This window comes from Bacillus pacificus (assembly GCF_020861345.1).
In the GTDB taxonomy this organism is placed as follows: Bacteria; Bacillota; Bacilli; order Bacillales; family Bacillaceae_G; genus Bacillus_A; species Bacillus_A pacificus.
The window spans coordinates 4,882,750-4,899,469 of the sequence record NZ_CP086328.1; the positions used below are offsets into that span (position 1 = coordinate 4,882,750).

Genomic DNA, 16,720 nt, shown 5'->3' on the forward strand with positions numbered 1-16,720 from the left:
AACATCTCCTCCTTACGTAATAGAACGAATACGTGGATCAACAATACGATGAATAATATCTGTAATAAAAATACATACAATTAAAAGTGCACTATAAAAAATGGTTGTTCCCATAATCACTGGATAATCTCGATTAAAAATACTATCTACAAAATATTTTCCGAGACCAGGAATTGAAAAAATCTTTTCAATAACGAAAGTACCTGTTAAAAGTCCCGCCATTAATGGTCCAACAAATGTAAGTACCGGAACAATTGCATTTCGAAGAGCATGTCTTATAATAATCTTCTTAATCGGTATACCTTTCGCTCTCGCTAACTTAATATAATCACTCTGCAGTACTTCGATCATATTAGAGCGAACAAATCTTGTAATCACTGCGATTGGTCCTAACGCTAATGCAAAGGATGGCAATACCGTATGTTCAAATGTACCCCAAGAGGCTACTGGTAAGAGCTCGAATTGAATAGCGAATACTTGTATAAATAGTGGTGCTAAAATAAAACTCGGAATAGAAATACCGAGGATGGCAAGTAAACTTACACCGTAATCAATTACCTTCCCATGATAGAGAGCAGCAAATGTACCTGCAGCAATTCCGACTAGCAATGAAATAATAAGTGCTTGTAAACCAATAATTGCTGATGGACCAAAACCAGTTGTTATAATTTCTGATACACCTTGCCCGGTTGATTGAACAGATTCACCAAAATCAAAATGAACTACGCCGTCTAAATAAGCAACATATTGATTCCATAACGGTTCATCAAGGTGATACTTCGCTCTCATGTTTTGGATCACTTCTTCAGGAAAGATTTTTGCATCTGATGAAAATGGATCCCCCGGAATAATATGCATAATTAGAAATGTCACCGTCGTAATAACCCATAGCGTGAACACCATAACTGATAATTTTTTAATTACATACACTCTAATAACCCCCTAAACACATATATTTACTTAGTTTTATGAACGTACTTTTTCCATTACTCCCTTTTCTCTTTTTAGAATACAAAAAGCCTTGATCTTAAAAAATAAGATCAAGGCTTAATAAACAAAGGCCCATCACTTATCTTTCAAGACTTGCTTGCTGGAATTAGCACGGTGTTCCTATTACAGAACCCGCTGCTGAGGTGTCATAGGGCCAGTCCCTCTACCTCTCTGGATAAGTAAATTGCTATATTATTATTTGGTTCAAATTGTATATTTCGAATTATAATTCTGAAAAAATGAAAAGTCAATCAAATTGGATATATTTAGAAAAATCAGTTTTTAATACTTTTATTTATCTATATCGTATTTCGCTTATAATAAAAAAAGATATGAAAGGAGTTATAAGATGGACCCCTTACTTCTAGCTACTATAGGATTACCCTTAACAATCGTTATACTTGTCATCATCGGCTTCTACAAACTCTTCATCAAAAAGAAAAGTATCACTTCTTTTTATACCCCTTTCGATAATATTACCGGGCAAACTATTTCCGAATTTCACGAAGAACAGAAGATATTAGTATCCGAGGATGAAGATGGAGATGGCAAGAAGAAAAAATAACCTTGCATAGGCAAGGTTATTTTTTCGTTTCTGCTTGAAAACGTTTATAGTATGTCGATGCTGTTGCAAAATTAATTTCTATATCACGAATCAACGATGAATCTTCTTCTTTAGCTAACTTCTGTAATTTTTTCATTGCTTGTTCCGATTCATTCAAGAAACCGACATATACCTCATGTTCTTGCTCTTTCGACTTCGGAACACGAATTTCTTTTCGTATATGATCAATATCTTCTAACATGCTCGTTGTTACCTTTTGCACATCTTCTTTATATGTAGCAGTCGTTATTTCCTTACCGCCCTTTTCTTTTGCTACTTCAAATAACTGTAGTGCTTTATTAATCTCTTTATTCATTTTCAAATCATATTTTTCATGTACTGCACGGTATTCTTTCATCTCTTCTGTTTGCTCAGTAGATTGTTCTACCTTTTCTTTCGGTTCTTTCGTATCTTTATTTCCATTACACCCTGCTAGAAGGAGCATACTTCCCATTACAGCAATACCCAAAACCTTCTTCATCTCTTCTTCTCCTTTTATCTACAGCTATTACTCATTATAGTTTCTTTTATCTCCACTTGTTATTATACCGAGAACATCCTACTTTTTACACTTAAGACGACATCGTAACATATATACCAACATGTTTGTCACAGTATCGTCACTTTATACAAATAACTTTTGCACTGCTTTACTACATCACCTTACAAAACTATATGAGGTATTTCAAAGAAATGAAAAAAAGAACTGATTCAAATATTACCTTTGAATCAGTTCTTTTTTGTTAAGCCTCTAAATTTTGTCTTTGTTGCAGTTCAAACTGCTTCTCACTTCTTCTGGCCATAAACAAATAACATAACACAGCACCAACTTCACAAAGAGCTATTACAACACCCATCGGTAATGCGGTGTTACTTCCCCCAATACCTACTAACGGTGCAACAAGTGCTCCTGAAATGAACTGTAATAAGCCTAATAAAGCTGATGCTGTTCCTGCAGCTTGCTTCTGATTTCTCATCGCTAACGAGAACCCAGTTGTTGAGACAACCCCAACACTTGATACGACAAGAAATAACGAGCATAAAACGCCAATTAACCCTATTCCTAGTAAGATTGTCAGTAGTAAAGATAAACCACCAACAGCTGCAATAATGATACCAGAGACAAATAATGTCTTCTCATTCACTTTCCCCGCTAAACGACCTGTTACCTGACTAGCAATAATAATACCAATACCATTGATTGCAAAGAATAAACTAAATTGCTGTGGTGATGCTCCGTATATGTTCTGCAACACAAATGGTGAGCCCGAAATGTATGCAAACATTGCCGCTGTTACTAATCCTTGTGACAATGCATATCCCATAAACAAACGATCCTTTAATAGTTTTCCGTACGTCGCTAACGTCCCTGACAAACCACCTGTTTCTCTTTCTTCAGGAGGTAATGTTTCACGCAATACGAAAGTAGCTGATATTAACATGAATACACTTATTGCTCCAAGAACGATGAAAACACCGCGCCACGTTGTAAATTGTAATAATTGTCCCCCAATAATCGGTGCCAAAATAGGCGCTGCTCCGTTTACTAACATAAGTAGTGAGAAGAACTTCGTCATTTCAGAACCTGAATACATGTCACGTACCATTGCACGTGATATAACAATCCCGGCTGATCCCGAAGCTCCTTGTAGGAAGCGTAATAACACTAACGTCCAAATAGATGGCGCAACAGCACAAAGTAAAGAAGAAGCAACATAAATAATGAGAGCAATAATAAGAGGTTTGCGTCTTCCGTAAATATCACTAATTGAGCCAACAAATAATTGTCCTACTGAAAGCCCAAGCAAACAAGCTGTTAATGTAAGCTGGGCTAGGGATGCACCTGTTTGCAAGTCATCCGTTAATTTCGGTAACGAAGGCAAATACATATCAATAGATAATGGCCCAATCGCCGTAAGTGTTCCTAATACAAGAATCATCCATAACCTGTTCATCTTTACAGGCTTATATATTTCCTGATTAACTTCATTCACTTTTTTCATTCACCCTTTCCTATACATACTAAATCGTAACAATTATAGTTACAACATAAACATACGTCAAGTATAGCGCATTTTCCTGTTTAATTTTGTAAAAAAAAGCGATAGAATTTCTATCGCTTTACTTGTTCAAATTACTATTTGTAAATTTAGATACGGAAGACATCGCCTCTCCTGTATCTAAATATGTGATTTGAATTGGATCTCCCACCTCTGTAAACATAGCATATGGGAATTTCTTCACAGGTATCATAAATACTTTTTGTTCATTCTCTAACAGTACGTACACGATTGTATTTTCACCTGATTTTTCTTTATATACACGTTGTACAGTGCCTTCTTTTTGCGCCTCTTTTCCATTTGAAGTCGGTCTAAATGAATCTCCGCTTCCACTCAGCGCATTTTTATAATTCTCAAGCGCTTCTTTTTGCGTCGAACCTGTTGCAAATATTTTCGCATTAGAAGCATAGATAACAGTATGGGCACGTACTAATCCTCCGTCATCAATAACAGGTACAATCCAAGAAGGTTTACCGTACACGTTATAAATAACCGGCATCGTTCCATGCCACTTTTCTCTCTTAAAAGAATTATCCACGACTTCCGAAGCAGCCGAACCATCCATAATTCCCTTTACTTCTTTTCCGTTATAGTAATACAACTTACCTGTACGCGCATCGATAAGTGAATAACCTAGTGCAGAATCTACTCCCTCTTTCGGAGAAGTGAAATCAGTAAAGTAATATAATGTTCCATCCTTACCGAAAATCGGTGTAACTCCTTCTTTCGTTCCCCACTCAGTCGGGATCTTCATATCAGTTTGCGAGAATTTTGTATTCCAAAATCCGTGAATATATTTACCGAAGTACGTATTTAACGTAGATGCAGTCTCGTGATTTAATACGCCATCAACAAATTTAGGTGCCTTTCCTTTATCGTATCTTTTCACTTCGCCTGTTTGTGCATCTACTACTACAACGCCCTCTACCTCAAATCCAGATCTTCCTGAAATAAATTCACCGTACGTCATTGTATAATACGGTTTCCCTTTATCATCCACTTCAAATTTAGGTTTTCCTTTAAAGATTAAATTTGGTTCTGCTTGCCTTACCACACGCTCTAAATTATTTCCGAAAAACATGCTTGGCACGTATTTCATTTTATAACCAAGGTGCAGTTTCGCTTCTGCATCAGGATTCGTACCTGACATCGTGACGTATCCTGGAATTGTCTCAGCTTTACGTGCTTTAAAAAACCCTGAAACTTCAATCGGTGCTACATATAAAGCCTCGCCATTTACCATTTGTGGCGTTAATTCTCCTAGCTCAAAATAAGCTACTTTCGGAATATCCCCAAATACTTTTTTCATCTTATTCTCCGCTGTCTTTGGCGGCACTGTAAATGGCTGATCATTTTCAGTAAATGGCTCTGAAATCTCTTTCTCTACCTTTACAACAGAATCATATTTCTTTTGCGAGATTACTATATCGTGCAAATAACCAAAGTAGCCATAACTTGCAAGTAAAACAAGCATTAGAAGTCCTTTTAACGTACCTTCTAATTTACCTATTTGATCTTGGGAAAATAAAACAAGCCCAATTAAAATCGCTACTGCAACAGAATAATGAGTAAGAATTGAATCTGCTCGATCATCAATTAGCCAAAAATATTCATAGATTGCAATACCTATCCAAAATAAAACTGGAATAACTAAAATAGATGATTTCTTACCCTTTACAACCTTCTCATCCCCTTTCTTATCCACTGCTCGAAGTTTACTACCGCTTCTTCTTGTCCATGGAATCAAAAACAAAGTGAGAATAGCTAAAATTAAAAATTTCATCAAAGGCAATGTCCCCTTTTCTTTTGTCTTCCTCTTTAGTATAACAAATAAAGGTTATTCAGGTAAAAATGGGAATCGTTATATTTTTTTACTACTTAATACAACTCCGCTCACTACATATAAGATAGATGCAATATAAAAAATCGTGCCGATCGTAAAGAAATCTACTAAATATCCTGTTGCAATAATTGCTACTGCCCCTCCAATCGATGTCCACACATGATATTTTCCAATCTCATAACCAGCATTTTCTTGTACAACTTTTCGTGCTAACGAAGTCTTCTCCGTATTACGCTGCACAGCCCCTAAAATACCCATTAAAATTTGAAGAATGTATACATGCCATACTTCTGTTGCAATAGGAAAACAAAGCATTAATATCGCCATGGACCAGGCGTATATAATTAATAACTTTCTATCACCTACTCTATCAGAGATTCTTCCAACTAACGGATATACTAGAGCTGAAGTTAAGGCAAATAAGCCATATGCCCAGCCAAACTGTGAGAAGCTATTTCCAACATTCCGAAGCAATAGAATGTAAAAAGGAAATACCATACTTCCAGCCATCATAATAATGCTTTGTGAAGCTACAAATCTTCTATATGTCATTTCGTATACTCCCTATAAAATAAATTCACAAATCTCTCTTTTGGATCCGCTTCTTTTTTCTTCTGAAGAAATTCTTCTATACGAGGATATGCTCTCCTTAACTGTTCTTTCGTTGGATAAGAATAATACGGTAAATAATAACTACCGTTATGCTTTAACGTAACATCAATCATCTTCTGAATAACATTCTCTGTTTTCTTTATCTCGTGTTCAGAACGCCCTTGATTAATTAAAAGAACCAGTGCAAACATATCATCTTTCGCATAGGATAAAACTGCATTTTCATTCTTTTCCACGTAACGAACCGTAATATTGAGCAAATTAAATTCTTCCTCATTTAATACGTTACGTAAATCATCTATGTATTCCGTGAAAGAATCTATAGGCACAAAATATTCTTGTAACACCTCTGTCCTATTTGGATTTTCATATTCCATAAAGGCACTATCTGACCTCATAACATTATTTCGCGTCTCATACTTTCCATCTGTACGTTCAAAATAACTTCTTTGTATATCCCAAAACGTATCTTTTCCCCAATCACTATAGCGTGATAATCCAAGTAAAAATTTAGGCGCTGCTATAATAGTTTCTTCTTTTAATTTACTATACTCCTCCCTCATATTTTGGTTTTGTGCCAATGTATAATCTGTCACATACATTTCTCTTAAAAATGAATTTGGAGCAACAGAAATACGAGCTAAGTGCATACGAACATTTTCATCTTTTTTCACTTTCTCTTTGAAATAAGACGTGTATTCTTTATAATCTAGCATTTTCGTGTGCGTTTCATATAATTCATCATTTGTTAACTTTAAGGTCACATCTAAAATGACACCAAATAGCCCGTAACCGCCAATGACATAAGGAAATAAATCCGCATTCTCTTCTCTACTTACATTACGCACCGTACCATCTGCCATTAACAATCTAAACGACTCTACTGTATCAATCAATGCTTCATGACGAATATCACGACCATGTACATTTACACTTAATGAACCACCAACCGTAAAAATATTTTGCGACTGCATCACCTGAACAGCAAGACCATATGGATTTACTTTCTTCTGAATGTCATTCCACGTGGCACCACTTTGAACTGTAATGCGCTTCTTCTCTGGATCAAATTCTAATATTTTATTATACCCTTTCATATCAAGCATCGTCCCATGCGGATAATATGTCTGCCCGCCCTGACTATGTTGCATACCAGCAATAGAAATCTTCTCCCCAGAAACATTCGCATCTTGCACTAATTTTATTAACGAGTGCTCATCCGTAGCACTTTCAACACGTTTTATTTTTGTCGGGAGTAACTTTCCTACATCACTCATAATCGGATGATTTAATTGCTCCTTATATGTATTTACAGATGTCACAAGCAACACTGTATAAGCCATCATAACCACCGCTATCTTTCTTTTTTTCAAATGACACTCTCCTCTTCTACATCTTTTCCTCTTCATATTGTACCTATTTTCCTATGAATAAAGAATATAAAAAAGAGGGACCTTATTTTAGGTCCCTCCTCATCAAAACTGTTACTTTGCTGCTGGCAATTGTATTGGATCAAACTTTTCATACGACGTATATTTTGCGTTCGTAATAATGTGTGCTTTATCCTTGCCATTACTACTCATAATCATGTCTATCTTTGCTGATTCATATTTAAAATCTTTTGTAATGATATATTCTGCATCCACTTCTTCTATCTTCGCATTTTGTGCTTGTAACATTTTCTTCTGCGTTTCATCCATGCTAGTTAACATACTTTCTGTTTCTTGCCCTTTTAATGTAAATTTCAGTTTATATTTATCTCCGCTTTTCTCCATCTTCATTTTATCTAAAACTACTTCCGGTACTTCTAACTTATCTATAATATCTTGAGTTGCTTTCATTCCACCAGCGTTTAATTGCTCCTCTGGTACGGTTATAACTTCTCCCGTATTAGGGTTTTTTACCTCACCAGCAACTTTACCATCCACAGTATACACTACAACATCTGTACCGGAAATATTCATTTCAGAACGAGAATTCTTTGTCTTTGGCTCTAATTGCATCTTAGCCTTTAATATATCCATCTCTGTTCCCTCAGCTTTTACCCCTACACCATATGTCATCGTTACATGTTCTTCATTTTTAAAAGCTTCGTTCGTTTTCTTGAAAACATCCTTCGCCTTTAATTCCTTTTCTTTTTGAACTGATTCTTTTTTCGGCTCATCCGTCTTTGCTGTTTTCTCATTACTACACCCTACCCCTAGACTGATTGCAAGCACTAAACTTGAAATAAAAATAATTTTTTTCACACTGTCGCCCCCTTTCCCAAAATAATATCACCTCTCTTCCTATGAAATCTATATAAATTTTAATCTATATTCGCTATATAGCGACATGTTTAATGAAGACTTTAAATATGATATAAATAACAACAACTCATTTCAGGAGGTCATTATGAAAGCAATCATTTGCACACAGTATGGACCACCTAACGTTCTTCAGCTTCAAAATATAGAGAAACCTACCCCTAAAAAGAACGAAGTATTAGTTAAAATTCATGCAACAAGTGTATCGACTGGAGATTGTAGAATACGCGGATTTAATAGCCCTCTATTATTTTGGATTCCTATGCGGATCATATTAGGTTTTAGAAAACCGAGAAAGCCTATACTCGGTGTAGAGTTATCCGGCGAAATCGAAGAAATAGGAACAGATGTAACTCAATTTAAAAAAGGAGATCAAATTTTTGCATTAACAGAGCTTAATGTCGGTGGTTATGCAGAATATACATGTGTACATGAAAGTGGATTAGTAGCATTAAAACCTACCAATGTAACGTATGAGGAAGCAGCAGTTATTCCCTTTGGCGCAACTTCGGCACTACACTTCCTAAGAAAGGCTCGTATAAAAAGGGGGCAACAAGTACTAATATATGGCGCATCTGGATCAGTAGGAACAGCTGCCGTACAACTTGCTAAATATTTTGGCGCAACCGTTACAGCTGTTTGTAGTCATTCAAATTTTGAACTCGTGCAATCTTTAGGAGCTGACAAAGTAATCGATTATACGAAAGAAGATTTTACTAAGCGAGGGGAATACTATGATGTTATATTTGATGCAGTTGGAAAATATAAAAAATCCTTTTGTAAACAAGTATTAACACCTAATGGAATATATGTATCTGTTAATGGAATGATGGCAAAGGTAAGTAAAGAGGATATGATTCTACTAAAAAAACTAACTGAAACAGAACATTTAAAACCTGTTATTGATAGAACTTACCGATTAGAAGAAATTGCTGAAGCTCATATGTATGTGGAAAAGGGACATAAGAAAGGTAACGTTTCGATTACCTTAAAATAAAATATATTCAGAAAATAATGTTGACAATTCTTTTTGTAAGATTTACTATTAGTACCATATCAAAAAACTACATACACATACTCTTATCAAGAGTGGCGGAGGGACTGGCCCGATGATGCCCGGCAACCGAGCTTATAACGTATAAGCTAAGGTGCTAATTCCTGCAAAACGAGTTTTCGTTTTGGAAGATAAGAGAGGAATCTATTTTGTCTATTCGGCACCTCTCTTATTTTTGAGAGGTGCTTTTTATTTTGGAACGTATATTTAAGGGGGAATTATAGATGAAGAAAGTATTATTAAGCATTGTAAGTGGGGCTGTATTATTATTAAGCGCATGTAGCGGGAGTTCAGATAAAGAAGTAAAAGCGTTAGATGAGAAAAAGATTACTGTCGGTGTAACAGGAGGGCCGCATGAACAAATTTTTGAAAAGGTAAAAGAAGTAGCAGCGAAAGACGGTCTCGAAATTGATATAAAAGTATTTAATGATTATGTAGCACCGAACGTATCCCTCGATGAAAAAAGCCTTGATGTAAATAGCTATCAAACAAAATCATATTTAGACGTATTTAAAGCGGAACGTAATATGAAATTAACCGAAGTATTTTCAACAGTAACATTCCCTATGGGCGTATATTCTAAAGACATAAAAGATGTAAAAGAATTAAAAGAGGGCGATGCAATTGCTGTACCGAATGACCCAACGAATGAACTTCGAGCTTTAAAACTATTTGAAAAAGCAGGTATTTTAAAAGTTGACCCAAAGGCTACAGAAAAAGCGACTGCAAAAGATGTAATTGAAAATCCAAAAAATTTAAAGATTGTTGAATTAGAGGCATCTCAATTACCAACACAACTAAGTGAAGTAAAAGCAGCTGCAATTAATACAAACTTTGCATTAGGTGCAAAATTAAGCCCTGCAAAAGACTCTATCTTCCGCGAGGGGAAAGATTCACCATATGTGAACTGGATCGTTGTTCGTACTGAAAATAAAGATGATGCTGTTATAAATAAACTAAAGAAAGCTTATCAATCTAAAGAAGTAAAAGAATTTATCGAGAAAAAATTTGATGGTTCTGTTTTACCGTCTTGGTAGGAGCTGACGATAATGATTGAATTGAAAAATGTATCCAAAGTATTTACAACAAAAAAAGGGAATGTGGAAGCTCTTAAGTCTACTTCCCTTCAAGTAAAAAAGGGTGAAGTATTTGGAATCATTGGATATAGTGGCGCTGGCAAAAGTACGTTAATTCGATGTGTAAATTTATTAGAAAAACCAACGACAGGAAATATCATTGTAAACAGCCAAGACTTAACAACTTTATCAGCAAAGGAACTAGCAAAAGCGAGACAAAAAATCGGGATGATTTTTCAAGGATTCAATTTACTTAAAACTGTTACCGTTTATGAAAATATCGCATTACCGTTACGTCTTGCTGGCATTCCAAAAGTAGAAATTGAAAAAAGAGTAGAAAAGTATTTACGCATTGTCGATCTTTTTACTCGAAAGGATGCCTATCCAAGTGAACTTTCTGGTGGCCAGAAACAACGTGTTGCCATTGCACGTGCACTATCACATGAACCTGAAGTGTTATTAAGCGACGAAGCAACGAGTGCTTTAGATCCAGAAACAACTGATTCTATTCTTGACCTCTTATTAAAGATTAATGAAGAAATCGGGATCACAATTTTATTAATTACACATGAAATGAACGTTATCCAGCGTATATGTGACCGGGTTGCTGTTATGGAACATGGATCAGTAGTCGAAAGTGGGACTGTGAAGGATATATTCACAAGCCCACAACATATAACGACGAAAAAATTTGTAAATAGTGCATTTGCAGCAAAAATTCCAGAAGACGTACAAAAAGAACTTCAAACTACTGGTGAAATTGTAACTCTTTCTTTTATAGGAAATTCTTCAGGAGAACCAGCATTAGCTATCGCTACAAAACGTTTCCAAGTATATCCGAATATTTTATCCGGTAATATTACTCAATTAAAACATGAAGCATACGGGAAACTTGTCATTCATATGCAAGGGGAACAAAATGAAATCAACCGTGCTTTATCATTTTTACAAGAACAAGGAATCATCGTAGAAGGAGGTAGAACAGACCATGGAAAACAAGTCCTTTTTGGATGAATGGGGTAAAGTTATATGGGAGGCGACCATACAAACCTTTCAAATGACATCTATTTCATTACTCATCTCGATCCTTATTGCACTGCCACTTGGTGTCACACTTGTTTTAACGAGACCTGGTGGACAGCGAGAAAACAAAATCATTTATCCAATTCTTAATACAATTATTAATATCATTCGCTCTCTTCCATTTATCATTCTATTATTCTTCATTCTACCTTTTACAAAATTTCTAATGGGAACATCCATTGGTGTGCAAGGTGTTATCGTACCGCTTGTCGTCTTCACTGCTCCCTATATCGCAAGATTGATGGAGACCGCATTATTAGAAGTCGATCGTGGTGTGATTGAAGCTTACCAAGCGATGGGCGTTTCTACTATAAAAATTATTTGGCACGTCATGGTGAAAGAAGCTCGTCCCTCCCTTGTACTTGGATTAACAATTGCAACGATTGGCTTAATCGGCGCAACAGCAATGGCTGGTCTTGTCGGTGCTGGTGGACTAGGGGACTTAGCATATCGCTTCGGGCATTTACGCTATGAACCTGAAGTAATGTATGCAACTGTCTTTATTTTAATTATCCTCGTACAAGGATTGCAGTCTTTAGGGAATGGTGTTGCACGAAGATTGAAGAAAGATTAAAAAAGAAGGTATCTCACCAGTGTGAGATACCTTCTTTTTATCTTTTAAATCCACCTTCTGAATGAATAACTTGTCCCGTAATCCACTCTGCTTCTTCGCTTACTAAAAACTTAATGAGTCTTGCTGCATCCCTTGGTTCACCAATTCTGCCAAAAGGAAACATCGGCTTTAATCCTTGCTTTATCTCTTCAGTCATCCAGCCAGTATCGGTTGGACCTGGGTTAATTGCATTCACTGTTATTCCTAAATGAGCTACCTCGGCTGACAACGAATTAGTAAGAGCATCAATAGCTCCCTTCGTTGTTGCATACGCCAGTTCTCCAACCATAGGTCCTTGAAATTGCCCCGAAGTCATATTCACAATTCTACCACCAGATTTCTTATCAAATCCTCGGGCAAATTGACTACTTAACAATGTAGTCGCACGAACATTGACCATGTAGTGCTTATCTAATTCTTCAGCAGTCAAATTAGAGAAGTCATTATTCATAGAATACGCTGCATTATTAATTAATATATGAGGGTAACCTAGTTGTTCAGTAACTTTATTTATAAGCTCTTTCGGCGCATCATTCTGAGTTAAATCTAACTCCATGCTCGATACTTTCACACCGTTTTTTAGTAACTCTTCTTTTAATTGTATTTGTTCACTTTGATCAACGCCCCAAGGCATCTCTTTATCGTACGCTGTCCAATACGTAAAAAATATATCGTATCCTGCTCCAGCTAATTCTTTACAAATCGCTGCGCCTATACCATCTAGACGACTTACACCTGTAACGACTGCTATTTTATTTTTTAATTGATTCATCATATACTCCTCCAATTTAAAGGACGCATACTTTATATAAGAGATATGAATTTCCCTACACATTATCCTTACAAAAGGGATGTACAAGCCAAATATGCGGTCCTTGCATGATTTACAGATAGCTAAATAAACCCTCACTTACGAGAGAAAAATTTATCTATCTAGTTTCTAATCATTACAAGCTCATCCACATATTGAGTCCTTGTCTCCTTTCCGTATATCTCCAAATTTCATTTTAACATTAAAGATTTAATATTTCAAAAAATGAAATGATTACTCCTATTCATGAAGTATCATGTACTATAAAACGTAGTTAATAACGAATTTGCATTTAAGTGTATACATTTACTATTACCTATCCGTTGTATAAGTGTAGGGAGGAAAAATGATGAGAAAAGAAAATATATTGACCTCCTATCTTATCAATTTAGGGGAGGAAGTGTTCAAACTATTACTAGCGAAAGGGGCTATAAAAGAAGGCGCAGAAGACATCATCCAAAATACTTTCTATAAAGTATACACATTGCTAGATAGCTTAACCGAGGATAACATACGTCCATGGTTTTTCAGAGTCGCATTAAATGAATACATTGACTTAAAGAGAAAAAAGAGCAACAGAACATCTATTTAACTGAAGAGATTTATTCAAAATTACAATATACAGACCGAGAACTGGATGCTGTTTTAAATAAAGATGAGATTTTCTATCTATATATAAAACCAGAGAAATAATAAGAAAAGAGCCTAAGTATAGGCTCTTTTCTTACTTACTCCAAATTTAAACTCTTAACGAACCACGAAATCCTCTAGCAGCATAGTATGAATCTGCTCCATTGTGGTACACAAAAACGTGTCCAAAGCGATAATCGCAAAATAGAGCTCCACCAAGCTCTCTAATATCTGAAGGCGTTTGTACCCAGCTTGATGATTTCATATCGAACTCCCCAAGTTGTTGCAACTGTCGATATTGTTCTTCTGTTAATAGTTCAATACCCATAGCAGTTGCCACATCAATAACGTTATTTTCCGGTTTATGCTTCTTTCTTGCTTCTAACGCTTCAAGATCATAACAAAGGCTTCTACGACCTTTAGGACTCTCCTTTGAGCAATCGCAGAAAATATACTCGTCCTTCTCTTCATCATAACCAACAACATCCGGCTCACCGCCTGTTACTTCCATTTCATTAAGTGACCATAATTTTTCAGCATTAGCTTCTATCTTCGCTTCAACTTTAGCCCATTCAAGACCTTCATGGCGGTTCATGTTTTTCTCAAAACGAGCTTGTAATGCTTTTAATAGTTCTTCACGTTGTTCTACAGATAACTCATTTTTATTCGCTGTCATATTCGTCCTCCGAATTACGTTTCCTTATAATCATAATGGTTTGCATACAGTTTACAACAATCTGACCCGATTACACAACGAAAAATCCCTGTACGAATATCCATTATATAGTACGAAATCCCTCCATACTTTCCCCAAGAATATAATGTGAAAACCACATCAAGTTCTGTTTCATAATAGCTACATTCATTCCTGGCTGATCAGAACTATATGCCATTCCTTTAAATATCATTAATTCTGTATCAACTTCCATTTCTCTTAATCCTTCATATAGCTCATATGCATTTGTAATGGGAATTCTTACATCCTTTTCTCCGTGTTGAATTAACGTAGGCGTACAGGCTGATTTAATATATGTCATTGGTGATGTCTTCTTATATATCTCTGGGTCATTCCATGGATTATTTCCTAAATACATGCTAATAAAGTAAGGGATATCGGTATTTACATAATGGGTACTCCAGTTCGTAATTCCGCCTCCAACTGAAATAGCTTTAAATCTACTGCTAAATGTCGAACAGAAAGCTGATATATATCCTCCGTTACTCCATCCCATAGCTCCTACTCTATCTTTATCTACAATCCCTTGTTCAACTAGTGCATCCACTCCAGATATAACATCATCATAATCAGCAATTCCTTGTTTTCTATAGTTTGCTTTTAAAAACTCATTACCGTAACCAGAACTTCCTCTATAGTTTGGTTCTAAAACGATAAAGCCTTTTTCAACAAACTGTTCAATCGGATATTTCTCATTGAAGCAGTCTGAAAATATCGGAAAGGATGCCCAAGCCGGACCTCCATGAATTACTACTAATAAAGGATATTTTTTATTTGCGTCAAACTCTACTGGGATTGATAAAATACCCTCTATTTCAAGACCATCACTATTTTTCCACGAGATGATTTCCCTGTTACTTTTAAGCTTCCCGTCGAAAAAGCTATTTTCATTCGTTATTTTTTTATCATCCAAATAGATTTCAAAGGTTTCATTTGTTATAGCCTTACTATAGGTTATATGATTTCCATCCTTTGTTATAGAGGCATCCATTATAAAACCATCTACGTTGTCACTTAATACTTCCATAGTGCTATCTTCAGCTAGTAATCCAATACGATAATTCGTTTTATCCTGCCATCTAATTAAAATTCCTTTAGCTGTCCACTGTAATGGCATAACCGTACTATCAAAGTTTGTTAAGGGCTGAATTACCTCTCCAGTATGCATATCATATATCTCTAATGTACTCTCTTGTATATGGTTTCTATAATACTCCTTCTCTCTTATGCTTGCTGCGTAGCACATTTTACTGCCCTCAGGAGAAAAGCAAACGCTCCCGCCCAACAACCTATCTACATTCATCTTTTGTAGTTCCTCAGCTTCAACATCTAATATATATAGATCACCATTCATATGATCGTTTAGGCTTGGTGTAGCCATACATACAACCTTTTTCCCATCATTTGAAATATCAAAGTCATGGATATAAAAATCCTTACCATCCGTTAATTGATAAACACCGTTACTCTCTCGTTCCTCTTTATCATTTTGTATCACTTTTTCTATTTCAATGTAGCATAAACAATTATTCTGATGTTCCTTACCTACATGTTGAAAATCTCCATATAGCTCCTTACGTTTCTTTATTTCCTCACATTCTTTTGACTGTGTAATATAATAAAAACCTTTACCGGTAGGATCCCATTTGAATGTACTGATCCCTTCTTCCTCATTAGTAATTTGTACCCCACCGTAACCATCTAATGACTTAACGAAGATTTGACTTTTCCCATTACCAACAGGGCTAAGGTATGCAATATCCCTAGAATTTGGAGACCATAATGGGCATGTACTATCTATATCCCCATTTGTTAATGGATAACTTTGCCCTTTACCTTTTTCATATATCCATACATGATTTCTATATGTATTGTCTTTCCAGTTAGCTGTCCTCTTAACAAATGCTACATTTTTGCCATCATCGCTTATATTGGTACTTGATAAGGTTGGTAATGAAATAATCTCTTCTATACTTAAATATGTTTTTTCACTCACTTTCATCAATATGCCCCCTTGTAATGTCCATAAATCTCTCGTCTCTTTTTGTCATAATAAAGGAAGTTGTTTACGGATACTTAAAATATTAACGAAAAATTCAGATAAATAAAACCAAATCTGATAAAGTGAAAATTTAATCTATAGGGTTCTATCCACTTACCAATTTTCGATGTTCTTTTTCGGCATAAAAATACCCCTTTAGATAACATATCTAAAGGGGTACAGATTCGTATATATATTTTAAAGCTATATATATTTAAAATAGATTTGTACTGTTTTGAAGAAGCTACATTTAATATTAAA

At 35.5% G+C, this 16,720-nt stretch carries 15 protein-coding genes, 1 pseudogene and 2 riboswitches; of the genes and pseudogenes, 6 read left to right on the forward strand and 10 right to left on the reverse strand.

Annotated features, from left to right (window positions below; translation table 11 throughout):
• Positions 1-12: 12 nt before the first annotated feature.
• Positions 13-930 (reverse strand): ABC transporter permease, encoded by a 918-nt coding sequence (locus LMD38_RS25100; protein ID WP_000289310.1) that lies wholly within the window; start codon positions 928-930, stop codon positions 13-15.
• Positions 931-1,066: 136 nt separating this feature from the next.
• A riboswitch (SAM riboswitch) is annotated at positions 1,067-1,172 on the reverse strand.
• Positions 1,173-1,339: 167 nt separating this feature from the next.
• On the opposite strand from LMD38_RS25100, the gene LMD38_RS25105 reads away from it, so the two are divergent.
• Positions 1,340-1,555, forward strand: coding sequence for a DUF3951 domain-containing protein (locus LMD38_RS25105; RefSeq protein ID WP_000371388.1), 216 nt, complete (start codon positions 1,340-1,342; stop codon positions 1,553-1,555).
• A gap of 16 nt (positions 1,556-1,571) precedes the next feature.
• On the opposite strand, the gene LMD38_RS25110 is transcribed toward LMD38_RS25105, so the two are convergent.
• The 6 genes from LMD38_RS25110 to LMD38_RS25135 form a co-directional block, all read right to left on the reverse strand.
• Positions 1,572-2,075, reverse strand: coding sequence for a hypothetical protein (locus tag LMD38_RS25110; RefSeq protein ID WP_227585578.1), 504 nt, complete (start codon positions 2,073-2,075; stop codon positions 1,572-1,574).
• 262 nt (positions 2,076-2,337) lie between these two features.
• Positions 2,338-3,597, reverse strand: coding sequence for a multidrug effflux MFS transporter (locus LMD38_RS25115; RefSeq protein WP_016716265.1), 1,260 nt, complete (start codon positions 3,595-3,597; stop codon positions 2,338-2,340).
• 118 nt (positions 3,598-3,715) lie between these two features.
• Entirely contained in the window at positions 3,716-5,437 is a 1,722-nt protein-coding gene (locus LMD38_RS25120; protein WP_061183022.1) for a DUF3981 domain-containing protein, read from the reverse strand.
• Positions 5,438-5,515: 78 nt separating this feature from the next.
• Positions 5,516-6,049 carry an MFS transporter gene (locus tag LMD38_RS25125; RefSeq protein ID WP_000222369.1) on the reverse strand — a complete coding sequence of 178 codons (534 nt, stop codon included), beginning with the start codon at positions 6,047-6,049 and terminating at the stop codon, positions 5,516-5,518.
• Entirely contained in the window at positions 6,046-7,482 is a 1,437-nt protein-coding gene (locus tag LMD38_RS25130) for an FAD-binding oxidoreductase (protein WP_016716264.1), read from the reverse strand. The genes LMD38_RS25125 and LMD38_RS25130 overlap by 4 nt, the downstream gene beginning before the upstream one ends.
• 111 nt (positions 7,483-7,593) lie before the next feature.
• On the reverse strand, positions 7,594-8,358 hold the full coding sequence (locus LMD38_RS25135; protein WP_016716263.1) for a DUF6612 family protein: 765 nt from the start codon (positions 8,356-8,358) through the stop codon (positions 7,594-7,596).
• A gap of 145 nt (positions 8,359-8,503) precedes the next feature.
• On the opposite strand from LMD38_RS25135, the gene LMD38_RS25140 reads away from it, so the two are divergent.
• From LMD38_RS25140 to LMD38_RS25155, 4 genes are all read left to right on the forward strand, one after another.
• Positions 8,504-9,412 carry an NAD(P)-dependent alcohol dehydrogenase gene (locus tag LMD38_RS25140; protein ID WP_061183021.1) on the forward strand — a complete coding sequence of 303 codons (909 nt, stop codon included), beginning with the start codon at positions 8,504-8,506 and terminating at the stop codon, positions 9,410-9,412.
• Positions 9,413-9,492: 80 nt separating this feature from the next.
• Positions 9,493-9,607: riboswitch (SAM riboswitch) on the forward strand.
• Positions 9,608-9,693: 86 nt separating this feature from the next.
• Positions 9,694-10,506, forward strand: a complete 813-nt coding sequence (locus tag LMD38_RS25145; protein ID WP_016716261.1) for a MetQ/NlpA family ABC transporter substrate-binding protein — start codon at positions 9,694-9,696, stop codon at positions 10,504-10,506.
• A 12-nt stretch (positions 10,507-10,518) separates the two neighbouring features.
• Positions 10,519-11,559 (forward strand): methionine ABC transporter ATP-binding protein, encoded by a 1,041-nt coding sequence (locus LMD38_RS25150; protein WP_061183019.1) that lies wholly within the window; start codon positions 10,519-10,521, stop codon positions 11,557-11,559.
• A complete protein-coding gene (locus tag LMD38_RS25155) occupies positions 11,534-12,202 on the forward strand; it encodes a methionine ABC transporter permease (protein ID WP_016716259.1) in 669 nt (222 codons plus the stop codon). Before LMD38_RS25150 ends, LMD38_RS25155 begins: the two co-directional genes overlap by 26 nt.
• A gap of 37 nt (positions 12,203-12,239) precedes the next feature.
• Here LMD38_RS25155 and LMD38_RS25160 read toward each other — a convergent pair whose 3' ends face one another.
• Positions 12,240-13,016 carry an SDR family oxidoreductase gene (locus tag LMD38_RS25160; RefSeq protein WP_061183018.1) on the reverse strand — a complete coding sequence of 259 codons (777 nt, stop codon included), beginning with the start codon at positions 13,014-13,016 and terminating at the stop codon, positions 12,240-12,242.
• A 385-nt stretch (positions 13,017-13,401) separates the two neighbouring features.
• Between LMD38_RS25160 and LMD38_RS25165 the strand changes: the two are divergent.
• Positions 13,402-13,724, forward strand: a pseudogene (locus tag LMD38_RS25165) (RNA polymerase sigma factor); the annotation flags it as partial.
• A 67-nt stretch (positions 13,725-13,791) separates the two neighbouring features.
• Here LMD38_RS25165 and LMD38_RS25170 read toward each other — a convergent pair.
• On the reverse strand, positions 13,792-14,358 hold the full coding sequence (locus LMD38_RS25170; RefSeq protein WP_016716256.1) for a DUF4256 domain-containing protein: 567 nt from the start codon (positions 14,356-14,358) through the stop codon (positions 13,792-13,794).
• Between the two features lie 103 nt (positions 14,359-14,461).
• The gene (locus LMD38_RS25175; protein ID WP_016716255.1) at positions 14,462-16,420 is read right to left on the reverse strand and encodes a S9 family peptidase; all 1,959 of its coding nucleotides are present in this window, start codon (positions 16,418-16,420) and stop codon (positions 14,462-14,464) included.
• Positions 16,421-16,720 lie beyond the last annotated feature (300 nt).

What these genes read in the sequence shown, in the direction of transcription:
- LMD38_RS25160 (WP_061183018.1), bottom strand. Translation starts at nt 13,016, where the DNA reads ATGATGAATCAATTAAAAAATAAAATAGCAGTCGTTACAGGTGTAAGT.
- LMD38_RS25150 (WP_061183019.1), top strand. Translation starts at nt 10,519, where the DNA reads ATGATTGAATTGAAAAATGTATCCAAAGTATTTACAACAAAAAAAGGG.
- LMD38_RS25145 (WP_016716261.1), top strand. Translation starts at nt 9,694, where the DNA reads ATGAAGAAAGTATTATTAAGCATTGTAAGTGGGGCTGTATTATTATTA.
- LMD38_RS25125 (WP_000222369.1), bottom strand. Translation starts at nt 6,049, where the DNA reads ATGACATATAGAAGATTTGTAGCTTCACAAAGCATTATTATGATGGCT.
- LMD38_RS25175 (WP_016716255.1), bottom strand. Translation starts at nt 16,420, where the DNA reads ATGAAAGTGAGTGAAAAAACATATTTAAGTATAGAAGAGATTATTTCA.
- LMD38_RS25170 (WP_016716256.1), bottom strand. Translation starts at nt 14,358, where the DNA reads ATGACAGCGAATAAAAATGAGTTATCTGTAGAACAACGTGAAGAACTA.
- LMD38_RS25155 (WP_016716259.1), top strand. Translation starts at nt 11,534, where the DNA reads ATGGAAAACAAGTCCTTTTTGGATGAATGGGGTAAAGTTATATGGGAG.
- LMD38_RS25105 (WP_000371388.1), top strand. Translation starts at nt 1,340, where the DNA reads ATGGACCCCTTACTTCTAGCTACTATAGGATTACCCTTAACAATCGTT.
- LMD38_RS25110 (WP_227585578.1), bottom strand. Translation starts at nt 2,075, where the DNA reads ATGAAGAAGGTTTTGGGTATTGCTGTAATGGGAAGTATGCTCCTTCTA.
- LMD38_RS25115 (WP_016716265.1), bottom strand. Translation starts at nt 3,597, where the DNA reads ATGAAAAAAGTGAATGAAGTTAATCAGGAAATATATAAGCCTGTAAAG.
- LMD38_RS25120 (WP_061183022.1), bottom strand. Translation starts at nt 5,437, where the DNA reads ATGAAATTTTTAATTTTAGCTATTCTCACTTTGTTTTTGATTCCATGG.
- LMD38_RS25140 (WP_061183021.1), top strand. Translation starts at nt 8,504, where the DNA reads ATGAAAGCAATCATTTGCACACAGTATGGACCACCTAACGTTCTTCAG.